This is a genomic window from Streptomyces sp. NPDC020597 (assembly GCF_044335095.1).
GTDB lineage: Bacteria > Actinomycetota > Actinomycetes > Streptomycetales > Streptomycetaceae > Streptomyces.
This window is the reverse complement of the sequence record NZ_JBIRUL010000033.1, coordinates 11,956-29,339: the sequence shown is the minus strand read 5'-3', so window position 1 is coordinate 29,339 and position 17,384 is coordinate 11,956. Positions and strand designations below refer to the sequence as shown.

Below are 17,384 nucleotides of genomic sequence, written 5' to 3'. Positions count from 1 at the left end.
GAGGCACCTTTCAAGTGGAGAACCGTAGCGGGTCATACCCGCGTGTGCGGGTTTTGGGTGACTCCAGCGGGGTGGTCTCCCAGGCCGGCGGGGTGCTGCTGGTCGAGACGGCCCGCCAAAGCGGGCTGGACGCGGCACAGGCCACCGCTTCACCGTCTTCGCCACGAACACCTCCGGTGGCCAGCTCGTAGACCTCGAACTTCGCCACCGCCGCAGGGCGCGTGCCGAGGACCGCATCCGCGCCGCCCGCACCACCGGACTGCGCAACCTCCCCCTGCACGGCACCGCCCAGAACCAGGTCTGGCTGGAGATCGTCTGCCTCGCCCTGGACCTGCTCGGCTGCCGATGCTCGCCCTCGACGGCGAAGTCCGCCGCTGGGAGCCCAAGAAAGATGCGCCTGCGACTGTTCTCCGCCGCAGCCCGCCTTGCGACCACCGCCTGCACCCGCCATGCCGGGGGTTGCGGGTCATGCTGGGGTCAGCAGGTCTGCGTGGCCCGTTCGCCGGAGGTAGTCGATCACCGCGTCTCGGCTCTTCTCCAGGCACACGATCCTGTTCTCGACGACGCGCAGCTCGTGAGCGAGCTCCTCTGCCAGGATCTGGGTGCACGCGCCTGCTGCGTCCTGGGTCGAGGGGGCCTCGATGTCCAGCACGATCTTGATCATCCTTGTCGACAGACCGGCCTCGACGAGCGCCCGGACGTGCCGTGCATGCTCGACCTGGTCCTCAGAGTAGTCGCGGTAACCGTTGGTCGACCGCGACGACTCGATGAGCCCGTGCTGCTCGTAGTAGCGGAGCATCCGGGCCGGGGCTCCTACCTTTTTGGCGGCCTCACTGATCTTCATCACTCGCTCCTCCTCGCCGGCCGGCGACTTGACCTTGACACTGATGTCAAAGTTTACGGTGACTCTCGAGACCCCAGCGACCAGAACACACCTGGGAAAGACGAACACGAGAGGAACCTTCAGATGACCAGCGACAGCTCGATCCCCACCTCCCGGGACATCCTCATCATCGGGGCCGGGGAGCTCGGCATGCCCGTCATCCGCAATGTCGTGCGACGAGCGAAGGACGTGGAGGGCGCATCCGTCAGCGTGCTCCTGCGCGCCGGCGCCATCGCGTCCACGGCACCCGACAAGCAGCGCGACGTCGCTGAGATCAAAAACCTGGGCGTGAAGATCGTCGAAGGGGACCTCGTGAAGAACACCGTCGACGAGCTCGCCTCCCTCTTCGCCGACTACGACACGGTCATCGGGTGCACGGGCATCACCGCCGGCCTCGAGACCCCCATGAAGGTCGCCCAGGCCGCCCTCCAGGCGAGGCTCCCGCGGTACTTCCCGTGGCAGTTCGGCGTCGACTTCGACGTCATCGGCCGAGGAAGCCCGCAGGACATCTTCGACTCCCAGCTGGACGTCCGTGACCTGCTCCGCTCCCAGGACCAGACCGAGTGGGTCATCATCTCCACCGGCATGTTCATGAACTACCTCTTCGAGCCCGGCTCGGGCATGGTGGACCTGCCCAACGACACCGTCAACGCGCTGGGAAGTCTCGAGACGGCGGTCACCGTGACGACGCCCGAAGACATCGGCGTCCTGACCGCGGACGTCCTCTTCGCCGAACCTCGCATCCGCAACGAGATCGTCTACCTCGCCGGTGACACCATCACCTACGGCGAGCTGGCCGAGACGCTCGAGACCGTGCTGGAGCGTCCGTTCCGCCGTGCGGTGTGGACGGTTCCGGCGCTGCTCGACGAGCTGGCCGCCGACCCGGACAACATGACGCGGAAATACCGGGCGGTCTTCGCGCAGGGCCGCGGCGTCGCGTGGGCGAAGGACGACACCTACAACGCACGCCACGCGATCCCCGTGACCGACCTCCGCCAGTGGGTCAAGGAGAACCTCGCCGGCTGATGCATCCCCTAGCCCCCGCGCGCGGGCGGCATCGGCCTGCAGTTCCTCACCGGCGCCCTCCAGGGCAGCCATGACCCGGGCGGCGTCGTCTTCACCGTGCTCGCCGCGATGTCGGGCATGGAGCGCGAGTACATCCGCGACCGGACGCTGGAGGGGCACGAGTCGGCTCGTCTGCGGGGGAAGGGGATCGGCGGCGCGAGCGCGATCGAGAAGGTCGGCAACAAACTCCCCGACCCGTTCTGGCTGTTCTGGATCCTCGCGGGGGTTGTGATCGTCCTCAGCGCGGTCCTGGCGGCGGCCGGTGTCAGCACCGTGCACCCCGGGACGCACGAGACAACCAAGGTGCAGAGCCTGCTCAGTAGGGCGGGGCTCACCACGATGGTCGAGGGAGCGGTCGACAACTTCGCGACCTTCCCGCCGCTGGCCACCATCCTCATCGTGGGCTTCGGCATCGCCGTCGCCCAGGCGAGCGGTCTGTTCACGACGTTGCTGCGCCGCATGGTCGCGCGGGTGCCGGGCAAGTACCTCACCTTCGCGCTGTCGATGACGGCGATGGTCGCCCACGTCGCCGGCGACGCCGCGTAAGTCACGCTCATCCCGATCGGGGCGCTCGTCTTCCGCGCGGCGGGCTACCCCGACACCGTCCCCGCCCAGAGCGCACTCGTCGCCGGACTCCTCGGACGACTGACGGAGCCGCTGTGCGGCTGATCCCGGCAGCGACGTACACCCGACGGCGGGGGCGCATCAGTGCCCCCGTCTGAGCCCATGTGCCCTCAATGTGCCCTGGCCGTCCAACGGCCCCTCCCCCGCACCAAAAAGGGCGAGGCCCGAAGACCCCGCCCAACCCGCAAGAAACCCAGCTCAGAGCCGATCAGGGCCACACAAGGCAATAAGGCTGATGCCCCGCCTCATGCAGACGGTGGCTGAAGTCCTGCCACTCGTGCAGGAGTTGGTACACGTTGAACGCGTCGCGGGGGCCGCCGCGGTCCGGGACCGTCGACCAGATGAACGCGGCCGCGCCGACCGCTTCCTCGCCGATGTCCCGCAGCGGGTCGACGACGGTCATGGGGAGCTTCACGACGGCGTAGTCGGGGTGGAGGACGACCAGCTCCAGCGGGGGCACCTTGTGCAGGGGGACGCCCTCGATGCCGGTCAGGACCATCGCGGCCATCGTCTCCGGCTTGATCTTGGTGAACATGCCGTTCATGCCGAGCTCGTCGCCGCCGAGCTCCTCCGGGCGCATCGAGATGGGGACGCGGGCCGCAGTGGCGCCGTCCGGTGCGCCGAAGTACTTGTACGTCACCCCCACCCGACCACCATTCCTGCTTCCCGCCTCGAGACGGTCGACCTGGTCGACCTGCCGGTCGACCCGCTCGGACTCGCTCGGTGCGCCTTGTGCCTGCGTCTGTCGCGCTTCGCCGCTTTCCTCCATGTTGCGCCGGTGCCTTCCCCGCCGGGCACGCCGAGGACCCAGGTCGTCAGTCCCCTCGCCCAGTCCGCCACCGCGATGCATATCTCCACCCGACTGCTTTTCTAGGACGCGCCGGCGCCGCCGCGCAACCCGATCATCGTGTCAGTGACCTCCCCCACGGCCGCCCGCCGAAACGTGCGGTGAAACACCTGTCCGCAGGAAAAACTCGCAGTCCCTCGACACACGGTCGGAGAGAGCTACGTCTGTCAGGCCCGTTCCGACTCAGTTTCGCAGATGGTGAAGCCGTCGGCGGAGCCACGTGCGCCACGGTCGGGCCACGACCGGGCCGGAAGGGGGCCGCGGACGGGCCGCGGGCCGTCCGGGTCCGGACCGGCGCCGCCGTGGCCGGCGACGGCAGGCCCCGTGGGGCCCGGCCACCGCTGGCCTACCCTGGGAGGTCACTGGCAACCGGAGTCCAGCAAGTCGGAGAAGGTCGGAGAAGCCGCAGGTCATGAGCGAACTGCCCTATTCATACGATGCGCCCGTCTCGCAGGCGCTGTTCGACCGTGCGTCCGTCGTCACGCCGGGCGGCGTGAACTCGCCGGTGCGCGCGTTCCGCGCCGTGGGCGGCACGCCACGGTTCATGGTGTCCGGCGCCGGCCCGTATCTGACGGACGCCGACGGGCGGGAGTACGTCGACCTGGTCTGCTCCTGGGGGCCCATGATCCTCGGGCACTCGCACCCCGAGGTGATCGCCGCCGTGCAGGAGGCCGTCACCCGCGGCACCTCCTTCGGCACGCCCGGTGAGGGCGAGGTCGCGCTCGCCGAGGAGATCGTGGCGCGGGTCGAGCCCGTCGACCAGGTCCGCCTGGTGTCCAGCGGCACGGAGGCCACCATGTCGGCCATCCGTCTCGCCCGCGGCTTCACCCGGCGCACCAAGGTGATCAAGTTCGCCGGCTGCTACCACGGCCACGTGGACTCGCTCCTCGCGTCGGCGGGCAGCGGGGTCGCCACCTTCGCGCTGCCCGACACCCCGGGCGTCACCGGCGCGCAGGCCGGCGACACGATCGTCCTGCCGTACAACGACCTGGAGGCCGTGCAGGAGGCCTTCCACCGGCATCCCGGCGAGATCGCCTGCGTGATCACCGAGGCCTCGCCCGGGAACATGGGCGTCGTGCCGCCGCTGCCCGGGTTCAACCAGGGGCTCAAGGACGCCTGCCGGGCCAACGGCGCGCTGTTCGTCTCCGACGAGGTGATGACGGGCTTCCGCACCAGCCGCTCCGGGTGGTTCGGGATCGACGGGGTCACACCCGACCTGATGACCTTCGGCAAGGTCATGGGCGGCGGCTTCCCGGCCGCGGCGTTCGGCGGACGCGCCGACGTCATGGAGCACCTCGCGCCCGCCGGCCCCGTCTACCAGGCCGGCACGCTCTCCGGGAACCCGGTGGCCACCGCGGCCGGCCTGGCCCAGCTCCGGCTCCTCGACGACGCCGCGTACGCCAAGGTGAACGCGGTCTCCACGCAGATCCAGTCGCTGGTGTCGGAGGCGCTGACCAAGGAAGGCGTCGCGCACACGCTGCAGAGCGCCTCCAACATGTTCTCCGTCTTCTTCACGGACCGTCCCGTGCGCGACTACGAGGACGCCAAGGCGCAGGAGTCGTTCCGCTTCACCGCCTTCTTCCACTCGCTGCTGGCGAACGGCGTCTATCTGCCGCCGTCGTCCTTCGAGTCCTGGTTCGTGTCCACGGCCCACGACGACACGGCCGTCCAGAGAATCGCCGACGCCCTCCCGGCGGCGGCCCGAGCGGCTGCGGAGGCCACGGCCTGATGAGCACCTTCGAGAAGAACGGCGCCGCCCAGGACGTCACCGTCGTCCACCTGATGCGGCACGGCGAGGTCGACAACCCCGACGGCGTGCTCTACGGCCGTCTCGACGGCTACCACCTCTCCGAGCTGGGCCGGCGGATGGCCGACCGCGTCGCCGAGCACCTCGCCTCCCGCGACGTCACCCACGTCGTCGCCTCCCCGCTGGAGCGGGCGCAGGAGACGGCGACGCCCATCGCCAAGGCCCACGGGGTCGACCTGTCCACCGACGCGCGGCTTCTGGAGGCTGAGAACGTCTTCCAGGGCAAGACGTTCGGGGTGGGGGACGGGGCGCTGCGCCGGCCGGAGAACTGGAAGCACCTCGTCAACCCCTTCAAGCCGTCCTGGGGCGAGCCCTACGTCGACCAGGTCGTGCGGATGATGGGCGCGCTGGACGCGGCGAAGGACGCGGCCCGCGGGCACGAGGCCGTGCTGGTCAGCCATCAGCTGCCGATCTGGATCGTGCGGTCCTACGTCGAGCGGCGGCGGCTGTGGCACGACCCGCGCAAGCGGCAGTGCACGCTCGCGTCGCTGACGACGTTCACCTACCAGGGCGACCGGATCATGTCGGTCGGATACACCGAACCCGCCCTCGACCTGGTGCCGCCGCACCTGCGTGCCGGAGCCAAGCCGGTCCAGGGCAAGGGCAAGGCCTTCGGGGCGTAGGCCAGGCCCTGCCAAAGGGCATGGACATGCCTGTTGGATCTTGGGTAGCGTCCTCCGTGACCGTCGCCGCGGCCGTGTTCCATGGGCCCGGTCCCGGCTGCCTGCTGGACCGGCAGGCAGCCAGAAGGGGGGAAGAAGTCATGAAGATGAAGAAGCTGGCGTCGCTCGCCATGACGCCGCTGGTGCTGGCCGGCATCGCCGTCGCCGTGCCGATCGCGGGCGCGACCGCCGCGAGCGCCACGCCGGAGGTGTGTCAGCACGGCACCGACGAGATCAATCCGACCCCGAACTGGGGATCCGTGATCTGCTATAGCGGCACCGGCCAGGTGCGCGTCGTGGTGACGTGCGAAGACGGCATCACCGGCAGGAACTGGAAGGTGTACGGCCCGTGGGTCGGCATCAGGAAGACGTCGAAGGCCGCCTGCGGCGCCCCGCAGCGGTACGTCGTGAAAAACATCTCTGACCAGGTCCGCTGAACCGGCGGGCGGGCGGTGGCGCGCCCACCGCCCGTCGCCTGTTTCCGCGAACCCTCGCCGTTGCTCATGACACGTTCGTGACATTTGTTGCCAGATCGACGTGATCGAGAGGAACCTCACCGTTCATCATGTCCTCTGAATGGGTGACCACCAGAGGATCTGATGAACGAGGACGCCATGCGCACGATCACCCGAAGGGGAGCCATCGGACTCGGGGCCGGAGCCGCGGCAGTCGCCGGACTCGCCGGCTGTGGCAGCCTCACGAGTTCGGACGACCCTTCCCCCGCCGGTGACGCGAAGAAGGGCGCCAAGGGCGGCGGTTCCGGCAGCCCCCGCCCGAAGGCCGACGCCCGCCCCCTCGGCGACGGCTCCACGTCCTTCACCGGCAAGCAGCCCCATCAGCCGGCCAAGCCGGTGCCGCTGCAACCCGGCCAGGAGCCGCCGCAGTTCGTCGTCTTCTCCTGGGACGGCGCGGGCGAGGTCGGTAACGGACTCTTCGACCGCTTCCTCGATCTCGCCAAGGCGCACGGCGCGAGCATGACCTTCTTCCTGTCCGGGCTGTATCTGCTGCCCGAGTCGAAGAAGCGGCTCTACGACCCGCCGAACAACCCCCGCGGCGCCTCCGACATCGGCTACCTCACCGACGAGCACGTCAAGATGACGCTCGCGGGCGTCCGTCGCGCCTGGCTCGAGGGGCACGAGATAGGCACCCACTTCAACGGCCACTTCTGCGGCGAGGGCCACGGCTCGGTCGGCAAGTGGACGCCGGCGCAGTGGCGCAGCGAGATAGACCAGGCGAAGAAGTTCGTGAAGGAGTGGCGGACCAACACCGGCTGGACCGACCTGCCCGCGCTGCCCTTCGACTACGACAAGGAACTCGTCGGCGGACGCACGCCCTGTCTGCTCGGTCAGGACAACCTGCTGCCCACCGCCCGCGCCCTCGGCTGGCGCTACGACGCCTCCTCGCCGGGCGGCCGTCAGGTGTGGCCGAAGAAGAAGGGCGGGATCTGGGATCTGCCGTTGCAGCAGATACCTTTCCCGGGGCGCAGCTTCGAGGTCCTCTCGATGGACTACAACATGCTCGCCAACCAGTCCGTCAACTCGACGAAGGCGCCCGCCCACAACTACCCCGGCTGGCGGCAGCAGTCCGCCCAGGCGTACATACAGGGATTCAAGCGGGCATTCGAGACGAACCGGGCTCCGTTCTTCGTCGGCAACCACTTCGAGCAGTGGAACGGCGGCATCTACATGGACGCCGTCGAGGAGTCCTTCAAGCACATCGCGCGCGAGAAGGAGAAGGGCGCGGACGTGCGCATCGTCTCCTTCCGGCAGTTCGTCGACTGGATCGACGTCCAGAAGCCGGAGGTGCTCGAGAAGCTGCGCACCCTCGAGGTCGGGCAGCAGCCGGCCGGCGGCTGGAAGACATTCCTGGCCGAGACCCCGAAGTCGCCGACCGCCCCGAAGTCCCCGAAGGCCTCCGCGTCTGCCACCTGAAATGCGGTTTTCTCCCCGCAAGGGGGGTGCGCAAGATCCCCAGAACGGGCATGCGAAACTTTTCACATGAGTGCCGCCTGGATCCGTCCGCGTCGCCCCGCAGTCCTCGGCGCGGGTGCCCTCGTCGCCGCGTTGCTGCTGTCCGCCTGCGGCTCCGGCGGCACGTCGGGCGGGGGCGGCGGCACCAACTTCGTCCTGGGCAAGGACGGCATCTCCACCGCCGAGAAGGGCGAGCGGGCGCAGGTCCCGGACCTCTCGGGTGAGACCGTCGCGGGCAAGCAGCTGGACGTCGCTTCCTTCAAGGGGAAGATCGTCGTCCTGAACGTGTGGGGCTCCTGGTGTGCCCCGTGCCGCGCCGAGGCGCCCAACTTCGAGAAGGTCTCCAAGGACCTCCAGGGCAAGGGCGTGCAGTTCGTCGGCATCAACGTCGCCGACCCCCAGGTCCGCAGCGCCCTCGCCTTCGAGGAGCAGTACGGGGTCACCTACCCCAGCCTGTACGACCCCAGCAGCAAGCTGATCCTCCGCTTCCGCAAGGGCACGCTCAACCCGCAGGCCATCCCCTCCACCCTCGTCGTCGACCGGGAGGGGAAGATCGCCGCCCGCTCGCTGGCCGCGCTCAGCGAGGAGAAGCTGCGCAAGATGATCGCCCCGATCCTCGCGGAGAAGTGACGTGAGCGCGCTCACCACGTACGCCGCCGCCACGGACCCGAACCAGACGGTGATGAGCGGCGCCCTGCTGCTCGCCCTGCCGCTCGCCCTGCTCGGCGGTCTCGTCTCCTTCTTCTCGCCCTGCGTCCTGCCGCTCGTCCCGGGCTATCTGTCCTACGTCACCGGCGTGACCGGCACCGACCTCGCCGAGGCCCGGCGCGGACGGATGGTCGCCGGCGCCTCCCTGTTCGTCCTCGGCTTCACCGCCGTGTTCGTCTCCGGCGGCGCCCTGTTCGGGTACTTCGGCCAGACGCTCCAGGAGAACCAGGGCGTCCTGTCCAAGGTGCTGGGCGTCCTCATGATCCTCATGGGCGTCTTCTTCATGGGCCTGATGCCCTGGATGACGCAGCGGGAGTTCCGCTTCCACCGCAGGCCCGTCGCCGGGCTCGTCGGCGCTCCCTTCCTCGGCGCCCTGTTCGGCATCGGGTGGACGCCCTGCATCGGCCCGACCCTCGCCTCCGTCATCGCCCTCTCCTCCCAGCAGGGCAGCGCGGGCCGCGGTGCCATACTGACCGTCGCCTACTGCCTCGGCCTCGGCGTGCCGTTCGTGCTCGCCGCGGTCGCCTTCCGCAAGGCGCTCGGCGCCTTCGGCTGGGTCAAGCGCCACTACGTCTGGGTGATGCGGATCGGCGGCACGATGATGATCGTCACCGGTCTGCTGCTGCTGACCGGTGCCTGGGACCGCATCGTGCAGGACATGCAGTCCTGGTCCGCCGGCTTCACTGTGGGGATCTGAGCCATGAGCAAGAGCACGGTCAACGCCGGCCCCGACGGGACTCCGGCCGCCTCCGAGGAGCAGGACCTCGGCGCCGCCGGCTCCCAGCTGTCGACCGCGCCCGCGGACTCGCTCGCGAACATGCCCGCCCTGGGCGTCGTCGGCTGGGCCCGCTGGTTCTGGCGTCAGCTCACCTCCATGCGGGTCGCCCTGCTGCTTCTGCTGCTGCTCGCGCTCGGGGCGATCCCCGGCTCGCTCATCCCGCAGTCCGGCAACGACGAGACGAAGGTCGCCGACTTCCGCCGGGCCCACGAGAGCCTCGCGGTCGTCTACGACCGGCTCGGCCTCTTCCACGTGTACAGCTCGGTGTGGTTCTCCGCGATCTACCTGCTGCTGTTCATCTCCCTCGTCGGCTGCATCGTGCCCCGCACCTGGCAGTTCGTGGGCCAGCTGCGCGGCCGCCCGCCGGGTGCGCCGAGGACGCTGACCCGGCTGCCGGCCTACACGACCTGGCGTACCCCGGCCGAGCCGGAGCAGGTACGCGAGGCCGCGCTGGCCCTGCTGAAGAAGCGTCGCTTCCGCGCCCACGTGAGCGGGGACGCAGTCGCCGCGGAGAAGGGCTATCTGCGCGAGGTCGGCAACCTCGCCTTCCACATCGCCCTCATCGTGATGCTGGTCGCCTTCGCCTGGGGCCAGCTCTTCAAGTCCGAGGGCAACAAGCTCCTCGTCGAGGGCAGCGGCGGCTTCTCCAACACCCTCATCTCCTACGACGACTTCAAGTCCGGCAACCTCTTCGACACCGACGACCTGAACCCGTTCAGCTTCACCCTGGACAAGTTCACCGGCACGTACGAGACCTCGGGCCCCAACACCGGCACCCCGCGCACCTACCAGGCCGCGCTCACCTACAGTGTGGGCGCGTACGGCAAGGACGCGAAGACCGTCGTCAAGGTCAACCACCCGCTGGAGATCGACGACTCGAAGGTCTACCTCACCGCCCACGGCTACGCCCCGGTGATCACCGTCCGCGACGGCAGGGGAAAGGTCGTCTTCCATGACGCCGTCCCGCTGCTGCCGCTCGACTCCAACGTCACCTCGTCGGGCGTGATCAAGGTCCTCGACGGCTACCGCGACGCCCGGGGCGTCAGCGAGCAGCTCGGCATCTCGGCGTTCTTCCTGCCGACGTACACGCCGGGCAGCGAGACCGCCTCCACGTTCCCGTCGCTGCGCAACCCGGTGCTGAACCTGACGCCGTACCACGGCGACCTCGGCGTCAACTCGGGCATCCCGCAGAGCGTGTACCAGCTCGACAAGGCCCATATGAAGGAGTTCAAGGACTCCAAGAACGCGCAGCTGCGCGAGAACCTGAAGCCCGGCGAGACCATGACGCTCCCCGGCGGGGCGGGCACGGTCACCTACGACAGCACCCGGCAGTGGGCCAACTTCCAGGTCACCCAGCAGCCGGGCAGCGGCTGGGCGCTGGGCGGCGCGATCACCGCGATCTTCGGGCTCGCGGCCTCCCTGTTCGTCCAGCGCCGCCGGGTGTGGGTGCGCGCCGTGCGGGGGGCCGACGGGGTGACGGTCGTCGAGATGGCCGGCCTCGGCCGCAGCGAGTCCGCCAAGGTGCCCGAGGAACTCGGCGCTCTCGCCGCAACCCTGTACGACCGGGCCCCCGGCGCGCCCGACGCCGATCCCGACTCACCCGAACCCACCGATCCCCCTGTCGTACCCGCCGAAAAAGGGGCTGAGCAGTGACTCTCGCCGCCGCGACCGAGCTGGCCGCCGCCACCAACGAACATCTCGCGAGCATCAGCAACACGCTGATCTACTCGTCGATGGCCGTCTACACCCTGGCCTTCTTCGCGTACATCGCCGAATGGCTCCTCGGCAGCCGCAGCAAGGTCGGCCGCACCGCCGCCGCGCTCACCGCCCAGCAGGACGCGAAGGCGAAGGGGCCGGCCGTCACCGTGACGAAGGGCGGCTCCACCGCCGTCCTGGAGCGGCCGCAGGTCGTGGTGCGCTCCGCGGCCGGCGCGCGTGACGTGCCCGACGGGCCGGGCGCGCACGGAGGCGACGAGCAGGGCGACATGTACGGCCGGATCGCCATCTCCCTCACCGTGCTCGCCTTCCTGGTCGAGGTGGGCGGCGTGATCGCCCGTGCGGCCTCGGTGCAGCGCGCGCCGTGGGGCAACATGTACGAGTTCAACATCACCTTCTCCACGGTGGCCGTCGGGGTGTACCTCGGCCTGCTCGCGCTGAAGAAGAACGTGCGCTGGCTCGGCCTGTTCCTGATCACCACGGTCCTGCTGGACCTGGGCCTCGCGGTGACGGTCCTCTACACGGCGAGCGACCAGCTGGTCCCGGCGCTGCACTCCTACTGGCTGTACATCCACGTCTCCACCGCGATCTTCTGCGGCGCGGTGTTCTACGTCGGCGCGGTCGCCACGATCCTGTACCTGTTCAAGGACGCCTACGAGAACAAGCTCGCGAACGGCGGAACGCCCGGCAGGTTCGCGAACTCGGTCCTGGACCGGCTCCCCGCCTCCGCCTCCCTCGACAAGTTCGCCTACCGCGTGAACGCCGCCGTCTTCCCCCTGTGGACGTTCACGATCATCGCGGGCGCGATCTGGGCGGGCGACGCGTGGGGCCGCTACTGGGGCTGGGACCCCAAGGAGACCTGGTCGTTCATCACCTGGGTCGCGTACGCCTGCTACCTGCACGCCCGCGCCACCGCCGGCTGGAAGGGCCGCAAGGCCGCCTACCTGGCCCTCCTCGCCTTCGGCTGCTGGCTGTTCAACTACTACGGCGTCAACATCTTCATCTCCGGCAAGCACTCCTACGCCGAGGTGAAATCCCTGGGCGCACTGACCGGCATCACCTTCTGAGCGGGCGGTCGCGTACGCCCTAGTACTGCAACGGTGCTTGTTCTGAGTGCTGGGCAGTTTTCAGGGGCTGTGTCCGCGTCGTTTGTAGTGACTCAGGCGGGCTTGATATTGGCGTCGTCGACGCCACGTTGACCATCGCAGAATGTGCTCGACCGGTTCTGGCCGACGGTCGGTGAGGCGGTGGATCAGGCGTCGGATTTCGGCGAGGCTGAGGTGGATGAGCTGGGAGGATCCGTTTCTGCTTTGTCCATGTCCAGCTGGCGGGCCCGCAGGACGGTCAGGCAGGCGTGGGCGGCCATGGCCAGGGTCATGTGGCGGTGCCAGCCCGGGTAGCGGCGGACCTGGTAGTCGTCCAGGCCGCATTCCTGCTTGGCGGTCTGGAAGCATTCCTCGACTGCCCATCGGCTGCCCGCGATGCGGATCAGCTCGTCCAGCGTCGTGTCGGCGGGACAGTAGGCGACGTAGTAGGAGATCTCCTCGGGCCTGCTGACGCTGCGGCGGGCGAGAACCCAGTGCCGGCGGTCCTCCCGGTGCCAGGGCCTCACTTCGACGCGGGCCCAGTCGAAGATCCGCCGGCCATGGGCTCCTTCACCGCAGGAACGGCGCTTCCATTTCTGCCGTGGCAGGCCGGGAAACAGGTCGTGGACGGGGTGATCGACGGACCAGCGGGTGACGACGGTGTCGTGCCGGGTGGTGGCCATGACGTGGAAGACGTCCGCCTGCTCAAGCTCGAACCGCCAGCCCTTGCTGTAGCCGTAGGCGGCGTCCGCCGTCACCCAACTGAACGGGACCTTGTCGGCGATTGCCCGGCGGACCATCGCCTTGGCCATGACCACCTTCGTCTCGAAGGCGACACTGTCGTCGATGCCGGCCCGGCGGCAGCGGTCCCGGTCGTCCGTCCAGGAGGTGGGCAGATACAGACGGCGGTCGATCAGAGTGCGTCCGCGGCCGGTGGCGTAGGCGAGGAACACACCGATCTGGCAGTTCTCCGTTCGGCCGGCTGTGCCCGAATACTGCCTTTGCACGCCGGCCGAGCGGACGCCCTTCTTCAAAAAGCCGGTGTCATCGACGATCAGCACGGCGTCCCGGTCTCCGAGGTTTTCCACCACGTAGTCGCGCACGTCGTCCAGGACCTCGTCGGCATCCCACTCGATCCGGTTCAGCAGCCGGTGGATGCGATCGGGGCCCGCGTGACCGGCCTCCTCCGCCAGCGTCCAGCCGTTCTTCCGCTCCAGCGGCGCAACCAGCCCCCGCATATAAGCAAGCGCCGACTGACGCGGCTCCTCCCGGTTGAACCGGTGCACGAACCGCTCATGCAGTACGTCCAGCTCTCCGGCCCACAACCTGACTTCAGCAAGGTCCCCACCCATAACCACACCAACGAACGAGCTGGCCAGCAGTCACGGCAAGCACCGTTGCAGTACTAGCCCGGCGCTCCGGTCGCCGGTGGTTCGGCGGGCCGGGACGGCACGGCGGGTCGGGCTCCCTTGACGGCCGGCAGGCACTCCTTCGACGGCGGTTTCCCCTCCGGCCAGGCGAGCCTTACGAAGCGGGAGCCGCCGTCGGCGTGCAGTTCGACGATCGGGACGGCCTTGTCGTACGGGTTGCCGTGCACGTCCAGGCAGATCCAGCCGCTCGCCCCGTTCACCCGCAGTGAGCCCTTGACCTGCGGCCACTGCAGGCCGACGTCCGCGAGGGGCGGAGCCGTCCCGCCCTCCGGGGTGGCCTCGCGGATGCCGTGGACGGCCAGCGTCATCGCGTCGTAGCCGATGATCAGCTGACCGTCCTCCAAGGCGACCTCGCCGATCGGGCCGACCGGCGCCCGGGCGCTGCGGGCGAGGAGGTCGGTGAGGACCTTCGCGTCCCCCGCGGAGCCGCCCGGCCCCGCGGGGGACGTCGTCCAGGCGTCCGGGTGGGCGAGGGCGGTGTACCGGACCGACAGGTTGTGGGTGAGGGCGGTGCGGTCCAGCTTCTTGTCGCCGGACAGGTACGAGCCCTCGTCGCCGGTCAGCACGGTGAACCTCCGGTCCTGGCAGCCGCGGGTGCCCAGCGCGTTGACGAACTGCCGCAGCTGGGTGTGCCGCCCGGCGAACAGGATCGTGTCCGTGCCCGCCGAGGTGTCGCACACCAGATGCGTGATCTGCCGGAAGGTGTTCGCGGTGGTGCCCTCCTGCGTCCGGTCGGCGGGCGGGGTGAAGGGCTGCGGCTCGTAGGGCGAGCCCTTGAGCAGCGCGGCGAACGACGTCTGCAGCGTGCGCGTGTACGGGTCGCCGGGCTTGTCGTACACCAGCAGCGCCCGTGCGGCGTCGACCTTGGCGAACGAGGCCAGGGCGCGCGCCTCGTCGGTGTTGGTGGGGGCCACCCGGGCCAGTCCGGGGAAGGGGTCCCTGCCGTTCTGCCCGTTGGCGAGGTCGTCGGCGGTGATGGACGCGCCGACCACCGGGATGCCCCGCCGGGTCAGCTCCGCCACCGCCTTCTTGTTGGCGTCGGTGCTCTGGCCGACCCCCACCACCGCCCTCAGCCGGTCCTCGCCCCGCGCCATCCGCTCCAGCCGGTCGACCATCGTCTCCCAGTGGGCGCTGGTCGCGCCGGGGTTGGCGAGCACCAGACGGATCGCCGGGGCCTGCCCGTTGGAGGTGTGGTTGGCCTGCCACTGCGCCAGGTACGCCCCCTGCACCTCGTGCTGGATGTCGCTGAGCGTCGAGGGGGTGGTGGCGGTGTACGGCAGCATCAGGGCGACCGTGACGTAACCGCCCGCCTTCAGGCGGCTGTTCTCCCGGTCGATCGCCTTCACCGCGTCACGCAGTTGCGGGTGCCCGAAGTCGAACGCGTCCGTGGCCACGCCCACGCACTCGTCGCTGCCGGGCGGACGGGCCACGCCCGGCGCGCACGCCCGGTGCTCCGCGGTGACCGCCCGCACGGCGAAGACCAGCCCGGTCACCGCGGCGGCCGTGAGCAGCAGCGCCAGATAGCGGTGGAGCCGGATCTCCCAGATCTCCCGAAGCCACCGCACCAGCGGGCTTCTGACTCCGTCCGCCATCACGCCTCCCCGTCCCCGTCGCCGCCGTCGTCCGGTCCGTTCCCGCCACTGCCGTTTCCGTCGCCGTCCGTGTCGCCGTCCTCCTCCGGAATCCGCAGCGGGCGGCCGGCGAGGGCGTCGCGGGGCCACGCCCGGGATGCCGCGAACAGCAGCGCGCCCCCGGCAGGCCGCAGATCGGACAGCTGGCGCAGCTCGAACTCCAGCCGCTCGCACACCCGTTGATCCGGCAGCACCAGTGGGTCGGACACCTGCCAGACCGCGTGCAGCAGCCGCCGTACCCGCAGATGAAGGGCCCGGTCGGCACCCTCGGGCGGCTCCTCTCCGGCGTCGGTGCGGCCCAGCGCGACCGCCGAGCGCCGGTCCTCGTGCCCGTCCGCGTCCCGTCCCTGCGTGTCGTGCGCGTGGAAGTAGGGCGCGGTGCCCAGCAGCCGGAGCGTCAGCAGCCAGGCGCGGGTGGCGAGGACCGGGAACGTGTCCCGCAGGTGGGCGACCGCGTCGGCGGTGTCCCCGAGGGCGAGCCGGTGGTACAGGCGGAAGGCGTCCACGCCGGGACTCGGGGTCCGGAAGCCCAGGCCCGTCGCGAAGTGGGCGATCATCGTCTCGTGCGTCTCGCGCCACCCGGTGTGGTCGGCCTGCCGGTGGTGCAGCCGGAGCAGCAGCAGGGTGCGCAGGAACGGGTCGCCGACGAAGTGCCCGGTCTCGTCCGGGATCCCCTCCTCGGCCAGCCGGATCCGCAGCGCCCGCACGCCCGACGAGCCGAAGTCCTCGGGGAGCCGGGCCTGTGCGAGGGCCGTGGCGGAGGCGTGGCCGTGGGCCGCCGCGAGGACCGTCAGCTCCTCGAGCCGGCTGGCGGGGGCCAGCCGGGCAAGCAGCTCGGCGTAGACGGGCCGGCCCTCGTCGGCCTGCCCCTCCTCCGGCCCGATCCTCGCGGTGAGCAGCCGTCCCAGCGACGCCGCCTGCTCCGGGTGCTGCCGGGCGGCGGTCGCGAGCAGCGCGATGCCGAGCGGGTTGCCGCCGGTCAGCCGGTGGGTGGCGTGCGGAAACCGGGGCGGCGGTTCGACGTCGTCGCAGACCGCGCCGACCATGTGCAGGGTGTCGTCGGGGGAGAGCGGCGGCAGCGGCACCACCAGCGCCCGCGAGGACGGCGTGCCGCCCGGCTCCCAGTCCGTGGTCCGGGCGACCTGCGGCAGGGTGCGGCGTACGGCGTCGCCCAGCGCCGGGTGGTCCGGGCCGCGCACCGTCGCCACCCACACCACCTGGTCGGCGACCCCGTCCGCCCGGTCCCTCAGGACGGCGTCCAGCAGGCCCGGCCCCGGACCGCCGCCCGCGTTGTCCAGCAGCACCAGCGGCCGGCCGAGACGGGTCAGATGCGAACCGAGCCCCGAGTACGCCTCGGCCAGGTCGGCGAGCAGCGCCCGTACCAGCCAGCGCTCGGCGTGCTCGCGCGAGGTGCCGCCCGCCCGGAAGTTCCCGGCGAGCAGCAGCAGACCGCGCTTGGCGTTGCCGCCCGCGTTCGGATAGCCGCGGTACCAGGTGGCCGGCTTCTGCTCCTTGCGGTGCGTGACCCCCTCGGACAGCGCCTCCAGGGTGGCCTCGACGGTCGCCGCGACGAACGGGCCCCCGCCGCTCGCCGCCGCGATCACCTTCGACGCCACCTTCGCCGCCCACCGCCCGGCCAGGGTGAACCGCGAGGCCCGTTCGTTCAGCAGCAGGATGCGCACCAGCTCCCGCCGGATGCGGTCGGAGTCGGTCCGTCCGCTCCAGTCGCTGGCCCGTACGGCGACCAGCCCGGCCGTCAGTCGCGGGAACGTGAGCTGCCCGGCCGCCCGCACCGGCTCCGTCAGCTGCTCGGCGACCACCAGCAGCGCCTGCCACACCGGTGACCAGGACTCGGGGCTCTCCTCGTGCGGCGGGCGGGCGAACTGCTCGTCCTCGCAGTCGATCAACGCGACCGGCGTGCGCCTGCGGGCCTCGCCCCGGCGGGTGCGGCCCGTGTAGGCGTCCCACAGCTCGGCCAGCACCGCGCTCTTGCCCAGTCCCCGGCCGCCCGCCAGCACCAACAGCGGTGGCCCGCCCGGATGTTCGAGTTTCTCCGCGTGCAGCTCGTAGGGACGGATCCCGACCAGCCGCGCCACGAGACCGGGCGGATCGACGTCGAACAGCGCGCCCCGCCCGTACAACCGTCTGTGCACCGTACCTCCCCCAGGGCCGGTCCCC

At 70.3% G+C, this 17,384-nt stretch carries 14 protein-coding genes and 3 pseudogenes; 12 read left to right on the top strand and 5 right to left on the bottom strand.

Translation table 11 applies throughout. From position 1 onward, the window contains the following. Positions 1-139 precede the first annotated feature (139 nt). Positions 140-448: pseudogene (locus ACH4ZA_RS34765) on the top strand (transposase); the annotation flags it as partial. Positions 449-466: 18 nt separating this feature from the next. On the opposite strand, the gene ACH4ZA_RS34760 reads toward ACH4ZA_RS34765, so the two are convergent. Then, the gene (locus ACH4ZA_RS34760; protein ID WP_319280298.1) at positions 467-844 is read right to left on the bottom strand and encodes a MerR family transcriptional regulator; all 378 of its coding nucleotides are present in this window, start codon (positions 842-844) and stop codon (positions 467-469) included. A 123-nt stretch (positions 845-967) separates the two neighbouring features. Here ACH4ZA_RS34760 and ACH4ZA_RS34755 point away from each other — a divergent pair, with 123 nt between their 5' ends. The 3 genes and pseudogenes from ACH4ZA_RS34755 to ACH4ZA_RS34745 form a co-directional block, all read left to right on the top strand. Then, complete coding sequence (locus ACH4ZA_RS34755; RefSeq protein ID WP_319280296.1) at positions 968-1,909, top strand: aromatic alcohol reductase; 942 nt, start codon at positions 968-970, stop codon at positions 1,907-1,909. A gap of 30 nt (positions 1,910-1,939) precedes the next feature. Continuing rightward, positions 1,940-2,080: pseudogene (locus tag ACH4ZA_RS34750) on the top strand (recombinase family protein); the annotation flags it as partial. 21 nt (positions 2,081-2,101) lie between these two features. Continuing rightward, positions 2,102-2,491, top strand: a pseudogene (locus ACH4ZA_RS34745) (AbgT family transporter); the annotation flags it as partial. A 289-nt stretch (positions 2,492-2,780) separates the two neighbouring features. On the opposite strand, the gene ACH4ZA_RS34740 reads toward ACH4ZA_RS34745, so the two are convergent. Then, the gene (locus ACH4ZA_RS34740) at positions 2,781-3,422 is read right to left on the bottom strand and encodes a hypothetical protein (protein WP_319280293.1); all 642 of its coding nucleotides are present in this window, start codon (positions 3,420-3,422) and stop codon (positions 2,781-2,783) included. 409 nt (positions 3,423-3,831) lie between these two features. On the opposite strand from ACH4ZA_RS34740, the gene hemL reads away from it, so the two are divergent. The 8 genes from hemL (at position 3,832) to ccsB (ending at position 12,127) form a co-directional block, all read left to right on the top strand. Continuing rightward, positions 3,832-5,148, top strand: coding sequence for a glutamate-1-semialdehyde 2,1-aminomutase (gene hemL, locus ACH4ZA_RS34735; RefSeq protein ID WP_319280291.1), 1,317 nt, complete (start codon positions 3,832-3,834; stop codon positions 5,146-5,148). Further along, positions 5,148-5,849, top strand: a complete 702-nt coding sequence (locus ACH4ZA_RS34730; RefSeq protein ID WP_319280289.1) for a histidine phosphatase family protein — start codon at positions 5,148-5,150, stop codon at positions 5,847-5,849. Before hemL ends, ACH4ZA_RS34730 begins: the two co-directional genes overlap by 1 nt. 56 nt (positions 5,850-5,905) lie before the next feature. Then, the gene (locus tag ACH4ZA_RS34725; protein ID WP_319280288.1) at positions 5,906-6,325 is read left to right on the top strand and encodes a hypothetical protein; all 420 of its coding nucleotides are present in this window, start codon (positions 5,906-5,908) and stop codon (positions 6,323-6,325) included. Positions 6,326-6,502: 177 nt separating this feature from the next. Next, positions 6,503-7,819 (top strand): hypothetical protein, encoded by a 1,317-nt coding sequence (locus ACH4ZA_RS34720; protein WP_319280344.1) that lies wholly within the window; start codon positions 6,503-6,505, stop codon positions 7,817-7,819. Between the two features lie 66 nt (positions 7,820-7,885). Next, positions 7,886-8,488: a TlpA family protein disulfide reductase gene (locus ACH4ZA_RS34715; protein WP_398433216.1), complete on the top strand. Its 603-nt coding sequence runs from the start codon at positions 7,886-7,888 to the stop codon at positions 8,486-8,488. Between the two features lies 1 nt (position 8,489). Then, positions 8,490-9,263, top strand: a complete 774-nt coding sequence (locus ACH4ZA_RS34710) for a cytochrome c biogenesis CcdA family protein (RefSeq protein ID WP_398433215.1) — start codon at positions 8,490-8,492, stop codon at positions 9,261-9,263. A gap of 3 nt (positions 9,264-9,266) precedes the next feature. Beyond that, positions 9,267-10,997, top strand: coding sequence for a cytochrome c biogenesis protein ResB (locus ACH4ZA_RS34705; protein WP_319280284.1), 1,731 nt, complete (start codon positions 9,267-9,269; stop codon positions 10,995-10,997). Next, positions 10,994-12,127, top strand: coding sequence for a c-type cytochrome biogenesis protein CcsB (ccsB, locus tag ACH4ZA_RS34700; protein WP_319280282.1), 1,134 nt, complete (start codon positions 10,994-10,996; stop codon positions 12,125-12,127). Before ACH4ZA_RS34705 ends, ccsB begins: the two co-directional genes overlap by 4 nt. 185 nt (positions 12,128-12,312) lie before the next feature. On the opposite strand, the gene ACH4ZA_RS34695 is transcribed toward ccsB, so the two are convergent. Genes ACH4ZA_RS34695 through ACH4ZA_RS34685 form a run of 3 tightly spaced genes read right to left on the bottom strand, consistent with a single transcriptional unit; the run spans position 12,313 to position 17,359 of the window. Next, positions 12,313-13,497 (bottom strand): IS701 family transposase, encoded by a 1,185-nt coding sequence (locus ACH4ZA_RS34695; protein ID WP_398433214.1) that lies wholly within the window; start codon positions 13,495-13,497, stop codon positions 12,313-12,315. Between the two features lie 53 nt (positions 13,498-13,550). Further along, positions 13,551-15,167, bottom strand: coding sequence for an ABC transporter substrate-binding protein (locus ACH4ZA_RS34690; RefSeq protein ID WP_398433213.1), 1,617 nt, complete (start codon positions 15,165-15,167; stop codon positions 13,551-13,553). Further along, the gene (locus ACH4ZA_RS34685; RefSeq protein WP_398433211.1) at positions 15,167-17,359 is read right to left on the bottom strand and encodes a hypothetical protein; all 2,193 of its coding nucleotides are present in this window, start codon (positions 17,357-17,359) and stop codon (positions 15,167-15,169) included. Before ACH4ZA_RS34685 ends, ACH4ZA_RS34690 begins: the two co-directional genes overlap by 1 nt. Positions 17,360-17,384 lie beyond the last annotated feature (25 nt).

Excerpts from the sequence above, each read along its gene's own strand:
- ACH4ZA_RS34720 (WP_319280344.1), top strand. The coding sequence starts at position 6,503 with ATGCGCACGATCACCCGAAGGGGAGCCATCGGACTCGGGGCCGGAGCC.
- ACH4ZA_RS34740 (WP_319280293.1), bottom strand. The coding sequence starts at position 3,422 with ATGCATCGCGGTGGCGGACTGGGCGAGGGGACTGACGACCTGGGTCCT.
- ACH4ZA_RS34755 (WP_319280296.1), top strand. The coding sequence starts at position 968 with ATGACCAGCGACAGCTCGATCCCCACCTCCCGGGACATCCTCATCATC.
- ACH4ZA_RS34690 (WP_398433213.1), bottom strand. The coding sequence starts at position 15,167 with ATGGCGGACGGAGTCAGAAGCCCGCTGGTGCGGTGGCTTCGGGAGATC.
- hemL (WP_319280291.1), top strand. The coding sequence starts at position 3,832 with ATGAGCGAACTGCCCTATTCATACGATGCGCCCGTCTCGCAGGCGCTG.
- ACH4ZA_RS34730 (WP_319280289.1), top strand. The coding sequence starts at position 5,148 with ATGAGCACCTTCGAGAAGAACGGCGCCGCCCAGGACGTCACCGTCGTC.
- ACH4ZA_RS34695 (WP_398433214.1), bottom strand. The coding sequence starts at position 13,497 with ATGGGTGGGGACCTTGCTGAAGTCAGGTTGTGGGCCGGAGAGCTGGAC.
- ACH4ZA_RS34715 (WP_398433216.1), top strand. The coding sequence starts at position 7,886 with ATGAGTGCCGCCTGGATCCGTCCGCGTCGCCCCGCAGTCCTCGGCGCG.
- ACH4ZA_RS34760 (WP_319280298.1), bottom strand. The coding sequence starts at position 844 with ATGAAGATCAGTGAGGCCGCCAAAAAGGTAGGAGCCCCGGCCCGGATG.
- ACH4ZA_RS34705 (WP_319280284.1), top strand. The coding sequence starts at position 9,267 with ATGAGCAAGAGCACGGTCAACGCCGGCCCCGACGGGACTCCGGCCGCC.